This window comes from Dehalobacter sp. (assembly GCF_030063005.1).
Taxonomy (GTDB): Bacteria; Bacillota; Desulfitobacteriia; order Desulfitobacteriales; family Syntrophobotulaceae; genus Dehalobacter; species Dehalobacter restrictus.
On sequence record NZ_JAPDHR010000021.1, the window covers coordinates 68,103 to 80,843 of the forward strand.

A 12,741-nucleotide genomic window follows, 5' to 3' on the forward strand; every position below is an offset into this window, starting at 1 on the left:
ACCCTACCTCCTGTCACAGCGTAAACAGCGCATAGATTCTGCAATTGCATTGAGCTTGTGGTACCCTTGAGCCACCTCGCAGAAGCAGTCTTTTCTCTTTTCAGGGTCAAGAACTTCCATTGGGAATCTGGCATGCTCAACGAGTTCGTCCTGATCTGCCGGCGCAGGAATTTCGATCTTTTCGCCTTTATTCAGCACGCCTTTGCCGCCCAGGTAGAGGTCAATGGAAGATGCCGCCTTCTTACCGTCCGCAATTGCCGTGATCGCGACATCGGAACCTCTGGCAACGTCACCGCCGGCAAATACGCCATCCATCGTGGTCATCAAGGTGTCTTTATCCGTAATAAAAGTTCCCCAGTCTGTTAATTCAACATCATCCATTCCGACAAACGGCAGATCCGAAGACTGGCTGACCGCCGGGATGACCATATCGACCTTCAGGGTGAAATTGGACCCTTCTTCAATTTTTGGTTTTCTTCTGCCGGCAGAATCAAAGCCGCTCACCTTCATTCTGACGCATTCAATTGCTTCGATTTTGTCTTTGCCAATAAAACGGGTCGGGGCAACCAGCGGAATAATTTCAATGCCTTCTTCAATCATATCGCAGATTTCTCTGGCATCAGCAGGCATATCTTGAATAGTCCTTCTATACAAAACATTGACTTTCTTAGCGCCTAACCTTAGAGCCGTTCTGGCTGCATCAATCGCAGTATTGCCGCCGCCGATAATCGCTACGGTTTCACCGATCTTCACATCCTGTCCGAGGTTCACATTGCGCAGGAAATTCAAGCCGTGAACAACCCCCTCGAGGTCTTCGCCTGGGATATTGATCTTGTTGGACAGCTGGGTTCCTGTTGCAATATAAATGGAATGATGTTTTTTGCGCAGCCCGGCGAAGCTGACGTCATTGCCTACTTCGGTATTCAGATGGATCTTGACCCCCACTTGCTCAATCAGTTTGATTTCATGCTTGAGCACGTCTTTGGGCAGCCTGTATTCCGGAATACCAAATGCAAGTAGGCCTCCTGCCACAGGCGCTGCTTCATAAACATCGACCTCATAGCCGAGTCTTGCCAGGTAATAGCCGCAAGTCAAGCCTGAAGGACCTGCGCCGATAATGCCGACGCTCTTGCCGTTTTTCGGGAAGACAATGTCTTTCGTGAATTCTTCTTCATGCTTGAACGCATAATCCGCCACGAACCGTTTCAGATCGGAAATCGAGATCGCTTCGTCCAGCTGCGCCCTGCGGCATTTGCTTTCGCACGGGTGCGTGCAAATTCTTCCGCAAATAGCCGGAAACGGATTTTCCTGTCTGATAAGGTTGTAAGCATCGATATATCTTCCTGCCGAGATCAAGCCCATATATCCGGGTACATTGACGCTTGCCGGGCAGGCATTCTCACACGGCGAAAGGAACAAATCCGAACATACGCCGGCGCGGCAGTATTTGTTCTTAATATGCTCTTCGTATTCGTCACGGAAATACCGGATGGTGCTCAAAACTGGATTCGGAGCCGTCTGGCCCAAGCCGCACATGGCGGTTTCTTTGATCTGAGCGCCGAGCTCTTCGAGAAGTTCGATATCACCTTCCTGGCCTTCTCCCTTGGTAATGCGTTCCAGGATCTCGAGCATTCTCTTGGTTCCCACACGGCAAGGAACGCATTTTCCGCAGGACTCATCCTGGATGAAATCCATGAAGTACCTGGCGGTATCGACCATACAGGTATCCTCATTCATGACGACCAGTCCGCCGGATCCCATAATGGCACCGATCTTGCTAATATTTTCATAATCCATCGGCGTATTCAGATATTCCTTCGTGATACAGCCGCCGGAAGGGCCGCCGGCCTGGGCAGCCTTGAAGTTTTTACCTCCGGGAATGCCCCCGCCAATATTGAACAAAATATTGCCAAGGCTCATGCCCATCGGGACTTCGACGATACCTGTATTGACGATATCTCCGGCCAGTGCGAAGACCTTGGTGCCTTTGCTCTTTTCAGTGCCAAACTGCGAATACCAGTGCGAACCCTTCAGAATAATCGGAGGAATGCAGGCAAGGGTTTCTACGTTGTTGATAATGGTCGGTTTGCCAAACAAACCGCGTTCGAACGGGAACGGTGGTTTTTGCTTGGGTTCTCCGCGTTTGCCCTCGATCGAAGCCATCAAGGATGTTTCTTCACCGCAGACAAAAGCGCCTGCGCCAATCCGGATTTCCAGGTTAAACTCAAAATCCGAACCAAACAGTTTCGCTCCGAGCAGGCCGCACTCGCGGGCTTCTTCAATCGCGGCACCCAGACGTTCAACGGCAATCGGATACTCCGCCCGGATATAGACATAGCCCATGCTTGCACCAATCGCATAACCACCGAGCATCATCCCTTCAATGACACTGTGCGGGTCACCTTCGATGACGCTTCTGTCCATGAACGCACCAGGGTCTCCTTCGTCAGCATTGCAGACCATGAATTTCTGATCGCTCGTTGATTTCATTCCAGCTTCCCATTTGATGCCTGTAGGGAACCCGGCACCGCCACGGCCTCTGATGCCGGACTTTTTAACTTCATCGACAACATCCTGCTGCTTCATGCCACCCACAGCTTTGGCAATCGCATAATAACCGTCTTTGGCTATATAAGCGTCAATCGAAGCGTATTCGATCTGTCCGCAATTTCTGAGCGCAATTTTGACCTGGTCTTTGAAAAAATCAATATCCTTAATATTTGGAACGTGTTTGCCAAGCGTCTGATCGTAGAATGTATACTTTTCCAGCACCGTACCGTTGATAATGTGGGATTTTACGATCTCGGCCATTTTTTCGGGATTAACATCCGTATAAAAAGTCTCATCAGGCAGAATAAGAAGGACAGGACCGACAGCACAAGTTCCCATACAGCCTGTCTCACTAACTGCAACCTTGTCCTGAAGCTCGTATTCTTCCAGATATTTCACAAGCGCAGCGGATACTTCACCGCAGTTGGAGGATACACAACCTGCGCCTCCGCATACAAGGATTTGATAATTATACTTGGACAGTTTTTCACTGTATTCCTTTTTAATTTGATCCAAATCAGCAACACGATTGATTTTCATGCGCTTTATTTCACCTCCAGCCCTACCCTAATTTCTATATTTATTCAGGATACTATCAAGCTTATCCGGGTTAACCTGCTTATACACGACATCGTCGATCATCATCGCCGGAGCCAGTCCACAGGCACCGATACAACGGGCTACCTCAAAAGTGAAGAGCCTGTCTTTCGTTGTTCCGCCAACTTCTATGTTCAGGATCTGTTCCAGACGGTCGATAATTTTCTTGCCACCCCTTACGTAGCAAGCCGTACCAAGGCAAACACGGATAATGTGCTTTCCTCTGGGCTGAGTCGAAAAGAAAGAGTAAAAAGTAACAACGCCCGATACCTCCGACAAAGGCATGTTCATGCTTTCTGCAATAAATCTCTGGATTTTCAGAGGCAAATATCCATAAATATTCTGAGCCATATGAAGAACTTGAATCAGGCTTCCTTCTCTATTCTTGTATTTTTCTATTACTTCAGCAATCATGTCCAATTTTTGTTGGTCAGTTTCTTCGCTACAGCAACATTGACAATTCTCAACTTTGTTGCTCATTGTTTACCTCCTTAGGGTACCTATTCGTGTTCAAATTCGCAATCAGTGTCCAAAAAAAAAGAATTCCTCCCTACATTTCTTAATATATCAAAAAACACTAAACTTTTTTGATATACCAAAAAACTTCGTTACTTATTGGCCTTTGTCCCAACAATCACAAACCCAAAAAACAAAAAATATCGCCCCCCTGTCATTGAAACTTATCTATGGTATAACACAAACTGTGCTGACACCCTCCAATGGAATCGTTCAAGGTCTCATACCTTTTACGTACAGATCATCAAAACGGGGAAAAGAAATCTCCCAAAGCCGTCCCGGTACAGTAAAAAGTATGCAGCGATAACACAAATATGTAAAAAACAACCGTCAATATTTATTTCATAATCCTAAATATCCATCAGAATAAATATAAGATATCCCTTGAAAAATTATAGCACCCGCTAGATTTGACCGCAACACAAAGATACACAAAGAAACCTATAAGCATTCATACCAGAACTTGGAGTATCTATATATATTCCCCTAAATTTGGTCTGCGTCATGGATGCTATTCCACAATATGGCCGTTTCCATAAACAATATATTTGATGGTCGTCAGTTCCGGCAAAGCCATCGGACCGCGGGCATGCAGCTTTTGCGTGCTAATGCCAATTTCAGCGCCAAAACCGAACCTTCCGCCATCGGTAAAACGCGTTGAAGCATTGACATAAACCGCAGCCGCATCGATTTCATTTAAAAAACGCTGAGAGGCCGTGTAGTTTTCGGTAATGATCGTCTCAGAATGCTTCGTGCTATACGTATAAATATGATCCAGCGCTTCGTCAATACTGTTGACAACCTTAACGCTGATAATCAAATCAAGGTACTCCGTCGACCAATCTTCTTCCGTTGCCGGAACAGCATAATCCAAAATCTTTCTGACTCTATCACAGCCGCGGATCTCAACACCGTACGCTTTAAATTTTTTTCCAATCATCGGCAGGTACTCTTCCGCCACCGCCTCATGAACGAGCAAGGTTTCCAGCGCATTGCAGACGCCGGGTTTTTGGGTTTTGGCGTTAAAGACTACCGATACTGCCTTTTCATAATCAGCATCGAGATCAACATAGGCATGACAGACCCCTGTACCGGTCTCAATCACCGGAACGGTGGAATTTTCAACCACTGTCCGGATCAGTCCCGCCCCGCCCCGCGGAATGATCACATCGATATATTTATTCATGCGCATCAGCTGTAGGGCATACGCTCTATCCGTCTTCGGTATAAGCTGAATCGCACCTTCCGGAATTCCATTCTGTTCAGCGGCTTCAGAGATCACCCTGGCCAGTACTTTATTGCTTTCAATCGCTTCCGAGCCTCCGCGTAAGATGCAGGCATTGCCGGATTTTAAACACAGTGCCGCTGCGTCTACCGTCACATTCGGCCGGGCTTCATAAATCATCGCCACAACACCGAGCGGAACCATCGTCTTCTGAATAACCAGACCGTTTGGCCTTTTCCACAGTTCTCCGCCGCCGACAGGGTCGGGCAGCCCGACCACTTCCTTGATCGCATTGCTGATATCCGCAATTCCGGCGCTGGTAAGGCGGAGACGGTTGATTAAGCTTTTCTTGAGGCCCTTTTCCTCCGCTGCCGTAATATCCAGCACATTGGCTTCCAGAATTGCGTCCTGATTATCAAGAAGTGCCTGGGCCATTGCCAACAGTGCTTTATTTTTTGTCTCCGTACCCGTAAAAGCTAATTTGCGTGCCGCATTTTTGGCCCGTTGGCCAATCATGATAAGATCTTCAGCAAAATCCATGATTCAACAACCTCCTGTCAATCTCCCGTACATCCTATTCAATATCTCTTTTATTCAATATCTCATATATTTAATTACATTGCTATCCAAGATTATTCTTTTGCCGACGCCCAATGAATTATTTGACTTTCTTGATCAGTATTCCTGCGTAATCGTCAGGTTATCCCTGTGAACCAGTTCCTCTGCTTTAATTTCCGGAATCAGCCTGCGTATCTCCTCGGAGTGGAATCCTTTGACTTTTTCAGTTTCTTCACTGCTGAATTCGGTAATACCACGGGCAATTTCTTCTCCGCGGTTATTCACAATTTTAATCAGATCTTTGCGCTCCCAAAATCCTTCGATCCCGGTTACTCCGGAAGCGAGCAGGCTCTTGCCGTCATGAAGCAGGGCCTTTTCGGCACCAGCGTCAATGATAACCGTGCCCATCGATAATGCTGCATAAGCCATCCAGCGTTTTTTTCCATTAAGCTTATGCTTCAACGGCGGAAAATAGGTCCCTAAGGGATAGTTTCCTTCGACAATGTCTTTGATCTGGGCAATTCTTGACGCATTCATCAGAAAGGTCGGCGTCCCGAACCGTGTTGCCATTTCAGCAGCCTTTAATTTGGTGACCATGCCTCCGGTCCCAACCGCAGACCCTGTGCCGTCGGCCAGATTTTTTACCTCTGCCACATTCTCTACTTTCGGAATCAGTACAGCCTCCCGGTTATTCACTGGATTGGCTGTAAACAAACCGTCGACGTCCGTAAGAAGGACCAATAGATCTGCGTTGATCATTCCCGCCACCAGCGCGGATAACCTGTCATTATCCCCGAAGCATAATTCTTCGAAGACCACGGTATCATTTTCATTGATGATCGGAACAACTCCGAAGTTCAGCAGTTTTTCCAAGGTATTCTTGGCATTCCGGTAATGTTCGGCTTCAACCAAGTCGATCCGGGAAAGAAGGACCTGGGCACAGCTCATGCCATATTTCTCAAAATAGTACGAATACCTTTCAATCAATATTCCCTGCCCAACAGCCGCCGTGGCCTGCTTGCCGACAATATCCTTCGGACGTTCCTTCAGCTTCATCTTGGCCATCCCGGCAGCAACAGCGCCGGAGGTAACCAGGATGCAGTCTGTTCCCTGCTTTTTCAGTTCAGCAATGACCCCGGCCAGTTGATCGATGACCGTTTCATCAATGCCGCCTTCCGCGAGGCTTAAGCTGTTGCTGCCTATTTTTAAAACCGCCCTTTTCAGGGTATTCATTCAAACATACTCTCCTTCCATCTCTTCAGCCCGTTTGGCACACGCCTCCATAGCCTGATAGACGATATCTGCCAACCCGGCTTGCCGGAAGCTCTCCAGCGCCGCGTAGGTCGTTCCGTTCGGCGATGTAACAGCTTCTCTTAATTCCAGCGAGGTTTTGCCGCTCTCCGCAAGCATTTTCCCTGCACCGACCATGGTCTCTGCGGCCAGAAATTCAGCTTCGTCCCTCGTCAGGCCAAGCTTCTCACCGGCCAGAGCCATCAGTTCCGTTAAGAAATAGAAATAGGCCGGGCCACTGCCGCTGACGGCAGTCAGCGCATTCATTTTGCTGTCGCTAATCCACAGGAATTTTCCTAAAACAGCAAAGATAGCCTCAGCCGTTTTTGCCTGTCCGTCCGTGACACAGCGTCCTCTGGCCAATCCGGATACAGCCTGCAGAACCGCACTGGACGTGTTGGGCATGACCCTGATCACGGCAATGCCCGGAAGCGCCTGCTCGTAAACAGACAGCCCTATTCCTGCTACTACCGTAATAATAAGCTTTCCTGTAAGATTGAACTGAGCGAGCTGGTCAAGAAGACCTTTGATATCTTTAGGCTTTACCGCCAGAAATATAACATCTGATCCCTGAATAGTTTCTGCAAAAGAAGCGCTCGCAACACCATACGTTTGGGCCAGGAGTTCCGCTTTCTCCTGAAATACATCATAGGCCATGATCCGGAAATCCGTGTCCTGCTGAGATAACCCCTTAATCACGGACGAAGCCAGATTGCCTGTTCCAATAAATCCGATTGTCTGCACATTTACACGCTCCATTCTATCCTTAATTTCTTATTTTAATATTTTGACCATTTTTTCCTGTAAGTTTTTCCCTTGATATCTTTCAAATCATTTTGATTCATTAAAGAATACTTTCTGCAGAAAAAAATAAATACTTCTCTGTCCATCTAAGGACGAAAGAAGTATATCTTCCGCGGTACCACCTTAATTGCGAATACGCCGCTTCAAGCTCAGATAACGGTGAGACAGCCGTAGGATTATTCATCTCACTTCACAACTGGGTTTCTGTTAACTATCAAGAGAACTTCCAGCTTTGTACACACGTGTACGCAGTTCCCCTCTCTGTATGACCCATTAACATACTGGGTTGATCATCAGCTTTAATTTTCCAATTCCTATTTATTCTAGCACAAAAAATACCCGGAAACAACTTGAATGTTCGATGATGGATATCCCCAAAATACTGGCCGGATATTTGGTTGTCTGATAGATTTCAGGATGATATTCGGATAAAACAAGCTGATTTAGAATAAACCGGCTAATCCAGCTGCCAGCACGAACACGGCAAATATCATTCTGTAGATTGCAAAAATCCGCATCGGTTTTCTTTGTAAATACGAAATAAATTTCTGGATGACGATGACTGCAACCAGGAAGGATACAATGAAGCCGACAGCCAAAGACAAAATTTCCTGCGAAGTAAGTATAGCCAGACCGCCAATTTTTACAACCTTCAGCAGGCTCATCCCAATCATCACCGGAATCGCCAGAAAGAACGAAAATTCCGTGGCGGCTACCGTCGGCAGCCCGGCTACCCATCCGCCAATAATCGTCGATGCCGAACGGGACATCCCCGGAATAACGGCCAAACATTGAAATAAGCCGATCATAACCGCCTGTCTTGGGGAAACATTCAAGTCCCGGTCCCGTCCAACCGGTGCCTTTGTTCTAAGCTTATTCTCGGCGTAGATCATTAAGATTGCGCCGAGGAAAAGCGTTATCGCCACGGGAATCGGGAAAAACAGGTATTTTTCCGCGGTATTGTCAAACAGAATCCCGATCGTAGCGCCAGGAATGCACGCCAGCACAATCATCAGCCAGAATTTCAGTCCGGATTCCTGGTAGCCGACCCTTGACGGGAAGAAATCCACCAACGTCTGTTTGATCTTCTTCCAATAGAGTACAATGACCGCCAAAATCGCTCCAAGCTGAATCACATACGTATACATTTCCACATAATGCGGATTGGTACCCTGAAAGTTGATTAAATTTTGAAAAATAATCAAATGGCCTGTCGATGAGACCGGCAGGAACTCCGTGATCCCTTCCACGATGCCTAAAATAATGGATTGAAGAATAAATTGAATGGTTGCCATATGGTCTCCTTATCTGTGATCTTGATCTATGTATTCCCTTTTTTCTTACCTGGTCTATTTTGGCACTTATACAGGCTGTCTGTCAACCTTAGGTTATAAAACTCCTTTACACTCACCTTTGCAAGCCGGCTCGCGTCTTTATTGCATTTTTCCTTCACCGCCGGATCAAGTCTGGCCACACTTTTTGGTTTGCCGGTTTTTTGACGGTTATATAATCCACAGAAGGAGGAGAGCCTGGTAGTAGGTTAAATTCGTCAGCGCTGACGAATTTGAGCTGCCATTTTGATTCCCGCCTTTTTGGTAGCTTTAATTACAGCATACGTAGACGGGCTTCGGATGGTGAAGGCTTGAGTATAAACCTATCAAAATCGCCTTCCAAAATTGGGGAGCTGGAGGTCACTTTTTTTGCGCCAGAACGGCGCGGCCCTTGCAATCAATTTCATTTAACGCTCATTTAACTTGTCTAGCGAATAAATTTATCTTGTCAAATTATATATTCTATGGTATCATTAGGTTTTATGAAAGGGGGTGTGCATTTGAGCAAGAAACAAATTAATATAATTGAAGAAATTCTCGCTTCAGTTGGGCTTGAATCTTTAAAAGCTTCTGAGTCAAAGAATGTCCTCAAAAAAATCTCCTAAAAAGGGGCGTGATGAAAAATGATGCTAATTTCATATAGCCAAACCTTAAGTGAGTGAAAACGAGTTCCTGATTAAAAATTAAGGAGCTCGTTTTTTTTATTATGTTACTCTGAAAGGAAAAAGAAAGGTTAGTATCACGCAGTCAATCGTTGATTGCCTCGATTCCGAGCCGTTTAAGCTTGTCGAGGTGATCTCGCATGTTTTTGAGCTCCTCCGGAGAGTGCCCCTTCCAGTCCAAAACCTCGCCCATTACTCGTAGTGGGTGTTGGGTTCGGTAGGACCTCGTTGGATTCCCCGGAAACTTCTTGTCCGTCAGATTAGGATCATCCTCGATGGGACCTGTGGGCTCTACACGATAGATTCGACCGGGTCCGTCGCCCACTGCCAGTTCCGCTCCCCACGTTGCCGCATCCAATGTGGCAGTCAGATAGACGTAGTTGGCCTTCTTTCTCTCGCCATAATTAGAGCTATTGCCAGGTTCCAGCATGTCTCTCGCCTTCAGGTCGGCTTTTGTGCCGTGGTAGAAAGGTCCGTGATCCAATGTTTTAGACGGCGTCCGCTCGTTCTTCATATTCATTTCCTATCCTTACCTCCCCGTGGGAAACAGGTTGTTTCCATTACCCACTCCTCGAATATCATAATTCATTGGTAAATAACTTTATACGATTGTTATTGCAACCTCTTTTACTAATTTCATCTGTTATCAATGATTTTGAAATACACAATGCATTTATCCTGTTCTTAAGAAGTGTGTACTGAGAGGTACCCTCAACAAATTTTGGCTGTATTTTTTCACATCTACTGATAGCTGAAGAAACAATTTGTAGAGCTTCTTCTAATTCTTCACTTGTATATTTGTCCATAGTATTGCACCTCAACATTATTTTCAAAGATAAACTGCTTAGCTAATAATATTCATATATTTTTCTATAACCAGCTTATTTAGAATAATTACAAAATGCTTTGCATAATTTAGGCTGGAACCAAGATATATTGTTTCTGAATCAAAAAGAATGTTTTGAGAAATAATAAATATTACAAATTAATGTTAGGGGGCAATATAATGGTAAATAAATCCATATATAGGCGATGGTGGTTTTGGCTATTATGTATCATAGTAATTATCATACTTGTCCAAGCATGTAGTGGCGGTCAGTCTACCCCTGCTCCAACTCCCGCTCCAAATTCGTCTACCCCTCAAACTTCCACTCCCCAGGAATATAAGCTAAATGATGAGGTTAAGGCAGGAAATATTGGGTATTCTGCAAGCGAGGTAAAAAGGAGCACTAAAATCGGGCAAAATGAATATTTGCAAAAAACAACCGAAAATGAATATTTACTAATAAAAGTAAAGGTATCAAACAATGATAAAGAGACTCGTACCATTGATACTAGTTTATTTAAGTTAAAAGATGCTGAAGGCAAAGAATATTCTGCTATGGCTGAAGCAGACATGTATGTAAACGCCGATAATAGTTTCTTTCTAGCCCAGGTAAACCCGGGAACAAGCAAAAGTGGATATATTGTATTTGAAATTCCTAAAAACCTAAAAGGTTTAAAATTACAAGTTTCAAGTGGTTTAGGATGGTCTGGTGGACAGTACCAGATAATAAACCTTGGTCAATAGGCTTGGAAAAGTATAGATTGGGTGTATCCCAAATTCTGTGTAAACTCCAAAATTGATGTAAAACAAGGCTAAATATTTTATGGGAGCAATAGCTTTAATGGCTATCGCTCCTTTTGCCTAATGTACCCTTTGTACAACATGGTATACAAACAAAGAATCGAATTAATTAGATTTATTAATCCAGTGGATAAATAATACAGAAGAAAAGATTATTGATAGTAAAATTAAGGACACTCCTATTATTATCGGAAAATATATACAACTTGAAATTAATTCTTGGGATGTTGTCCATCCATTTGCACCCTCTGGTCTTGATACACTTATTGCTATATCACGACCTCTAAAAAATCCTACATATACAAATAGAACGCCACCCAAAAACAAGGTAACTATAGAAATGAGTGCTTTTGTTTGTTTTTGGAACATCAATATATCCTCCTTGTCCTTGATATCCTACAGATGCGCATTAATTCAAGCACACACAAAACTTTTCAGATCCGTGCAAGGATGCCCGGTTCCGCATGGTCTGTCGCTTAACGTTCCGTGAATTGCCGACGCTTCTCGACTTGATGCATCTTTCCTAAGTGTTGGCAATTCGCTGTTCGTATGAAGTACCATGCGCCCCAAAGACTGACTAAATTAATATCTTTCTAAATATTCTCTAGGTGAAACAATTTCCGGTTTATCAATTTCCACTTCAAAAAAGTCTTTATCCCCGGTAATTAGAATATCTACATCCGACAATAAAGCTGATACTAAAATCGGCAAATCCCCCTTATCCCTTATATCAGGATAGTTTGCGGAATTAATATCAGCAGGTGTGTAAACTAGCTCAAATGCAACCTTACTCAAAAACTTATCAAGCAAATGACTTTTCTCTCTAAATTTCTTTTTAAAAATCTCATTAAGTTCTTCAATAATATGTGAACAGAGTACAAGGGTGTGAGCTTCCGTTACACTTTGAATTACTATAGTGAGCTGAGATTTTGGGAAAAGAATAGCCGAAATAAGCACATTGGTATCAATCATGATTCTCATATTTCTTCTCCCAAATCTCTTTTCTTATATCTTTAACTAAGTTATTAACATCATCTTCAGAATAAATACCCTGCTTTTCAGCTACCCCTTGCATTCCTTCTTGTATTTCTTTCAATGCTATCATGGAGGAATTAGCAAAGACTATCTTATCGCCTTCTTCAATGAAGATAACTTTATCCCCTTCTTTTAAGTTGAGTTTCTTCCTTATTCCTATTGGTATTGTAATTTGTCCTTTTGAGGTTATCCTAGCAAGTTCCATTACAATCACTCCATTCCTTACTTTCCTTACTTCTTATTATACCACATATTATGCGTTATCAACCAGTTGTTTACATCTTCTTCCAAAACACTTTTGCATGGTATTTCACAGTAACGTTCTGCGAATTGCCGAAGTCTGGTTATTACATTCATATTCTCTCAGATTTTGCAAATTCGTTGTTAGGCGACGGACCTGCCCCCATATTCAGAGACGACCATGGACAGACCGTGTAAAAACTCATCCTTAATTTACAGTTATAAAATTGATTTACCAATAATTGCTCTTGTTGTACTACAAATATAAAAATACAAAGGTCTTTTACCCCAGTACTTCAATCAATT

11 protein-coding genes are annotated in these 12,741 nt (G+C 44.2%); 1 reads left to right on the top strand and 10 read right to left on the bottom strand.

The features are described from left to right. Positions 1 to 3 precede the first annotated feature (3 nt). The 7 genes from nuoF to arr all read right to left on the bottom strand — a co-directional run bounded on the left by nuoF (position 4) and on the right by arr (position 10,053). Positions 4 to 3,090 carry an NADH-quinone oxidoreductase subunit NuoF gene (gene nuoF / locus OKX56_RS07580; protein WP_287896083.1) on the bottom strand — a complete coding sequence of 1,029 codons (3,087 nt, stop codon included), beginning with the start codon at positions 3,088 to 3,090 and terminating at the stop codon, positions 4 to 6. 27 nt (positions 3,091 to 3,117) lie between these two features. Beyond that, on the bottom strand, positions 3,118 to 3,627 hold the full coding sequence (gene nuoE / locus OKX56_RS07585) for an NADH-quinone oxidoreductase subunit NuoE (RefSeq protein WP_287896084.1): 510 nt from the start codon (positions 3,625 to 3,627) through the stop codon (positions 3,118 to 3,120). Positions 3,628 to 4,174: 547 nt separating this feature from the next. After that, positions 4,175 to 5,428, bottom strand: coding sequence for a glutamate-5-semialdehyde dehydrogenase (locus tag OKX56_RS07590; protein ID WP_019225925.1), 1,254 nt, complete (start codon positions 5,426 to 5,428; stop codon positions 4,175 to 4,177). A gap of 135 nt (positions 5,429 to 5,563) precedes the next feature. Then, positions 5,564 to 6,679 carry a glutamate 5-kinase gene (gene proB / locus OKX56_RS07595; RefSeq protein WP_019225924.1) on the bottom strand — a complete coding sequence of 372 codons (1,116 nt, stop codon included), beginning with the start codon at positions 6,677 to 6,679 and terminating at the stop codon, positions 5,564 to 5,566. Next, positions 6,680 to 7,495: a pyrroline-5-carboxylate reductase gene (gene proC, locus OKX56_RS07600; RefSeq protein ID WP_336570669.1), complete on the bottom strand. Its 816-nt coding sequence runs from the start codon at positions 7,493 to 7,495 to the stop codon at positions 6,680 to 6,682. Between the two features lie 488 nt (positions 7,496 to 7,983). Then, entirely contained in the window at positions 7,984 to 8,835 is an 852-nt protein-coding gene (locus OKX56_RS07605; protein WP_019225921.1) for an undecaprenyl-diphosphate phosphatase, read from the bottom strand. Positions 8,836 to 9,618: 783 nt separating this feature from the next. Next, on the bottom strand, positions 9,619 to 10,053 hold the full coding sequence (arr, locus tag OKX56_RS07610; RefSeq protein WP_019225919.1) for an NAD(+)--rifampin ADP-ribosyltransferase: 435 nt from the start codon (positions 10,051 to 10,053) through the stop codon (positions 9,619 to 9,621). Positions 10,054 to 10,539: 486 nt separating this feature from the next. Here arr and OKX56_RS07615 point away from each other — a divergent pair, with 486 nt between their 5' ends. Further along, positions 10,540 to 11,103, top strand: a complete 564-nt coding sequence (locus OKX56_RS07615; RefSeq protein WP_019225917.1) for a DUF4352 domain-containing protein — start codon at positions 10,540 to 10,542, stop codon at positions 11,101 to 11,103. A 162-nt stretch (positions 11,104 to 11,265) separates the two neighbouring features. On the opposite strand, the gene OKX56_RS07620 is transcribed toward OKX56_RS07615, so the two are convergent. The 3 genes from OKX56_RS07620 to OKX56_RS07630 form a co-directional block, all read right to left on the bottom strand. Continuing rightward, on the bottom strand, positions 11,266 to 11,529 hold the full coding sequence (locus OKX56_RS07620) for a hypothetical protein (RefSeq protein ID WP_019225916.1): 264 nt from the start codon (positions 11,527 to 11,529) through the stop codon (positions 11,266 to 11,268). Positions 11,530 to 11,742: 213 nt separating this feature from the next. Continuing rightward, positions 11,743 to 12,141 (bottom strand): putative toxin-antitoxin system toxin component, PIN family, encoded by a 399-nt coding sequence (locus OKX56_RS07625; RefSeq protein ID WP_019225915.1) that lies wholly within the window; start codon positions 12,139 to 12,141, stop codon positions 11,743 to 11,745. Continuing rightward, entirely contained in the window at positions 12,125 to 12,400 is a 276-nt protein-coding gene (locus tag OKX56_RS07630; RefSeq protein ID WP_019225914.1) for an AbrB/MazE/SpoVT family DNA-binding domain-containing protein, read from the bottom strand. Before OKX56_RS07630 ends, OKX56_RS07625 begins: the two co-directional genes overlap by 17 nt. Positions 12,401 to 12,741: the final 341 nt, after the last annotated feature.

Coding starts and splice junctions, on each gene's coding strand:
- OKX56_RS07630 (WP_019225914.1), bottom strand. CDS start 12,400: ATGGAACTTGCTAGGATAACCTCAAAAGGACAAATTACAATACCAATA.
- OKX56_RS07620 (WP_019225916.1), bottom strand. CDS start 11,529: ATGTTCCAAAAACAAACAAAAGCACTCATTTCTATAGTTACCTTGTTT.
- OKX56_RS07625 (WP_019225915.1), bottom strand. CDS start 12,141: ATGAGAATCATGATTGATACCAATGTGCTTATTTCGGCTATTCTTTTC.
- OKX56_RS07590 (WP_019225925.1), bottom strand. CDS start 5,428: ATGGATTTTGCTGAAGATCTTATCATGATTGGCCAACGGGCCAAAAAT.
- nuoE (WP_287896084.1), bottom strand. CDS start 3,627: ATGAGCAACAAAGTTGAGAATTGTCAATGTTGCTGTAGCGAAGAAACT.
- nuoF (WP_287896083.1), bottom strand. CDS start 3,090: ATGAAAATCAATCGTGTTGCTGATTTGGATCAAATTAAAAAGGAATAC.
- proB (WP_019225924.1), bottom strand. CDS start 6,679: ATGAATACCCTGAAAAGGGCGGTTTTAAAAATAGGCAGCAACAGCTTA.
- OKX56_RS07615 (WP_019225917.1), top strand. CDS start 10,540: ATGGTAAATAAATCCATATATAGGCGATGGTGGTTTTGGCTATTATGT.
- proC (WP_336570669.1), bottom strand. CDS start 7,495: ATGGAGCGTGTAAATGTGCAGACAATCGGATTTATTGGAACAGGCAAT.
- OKX56_RS07605 (WP_019225921.1), bottom strand. CDS start 8,835: ATGGCAACCATTCAATTTATTCTTCAATCCATTATTTTAGGCATCGTG.
- arr (WP_019225919.1), bottom strand. CDS start 10,053: ATGAATATGAAGAACGAGCGGACGCCGTCTAAAACATTGGATCACGGA.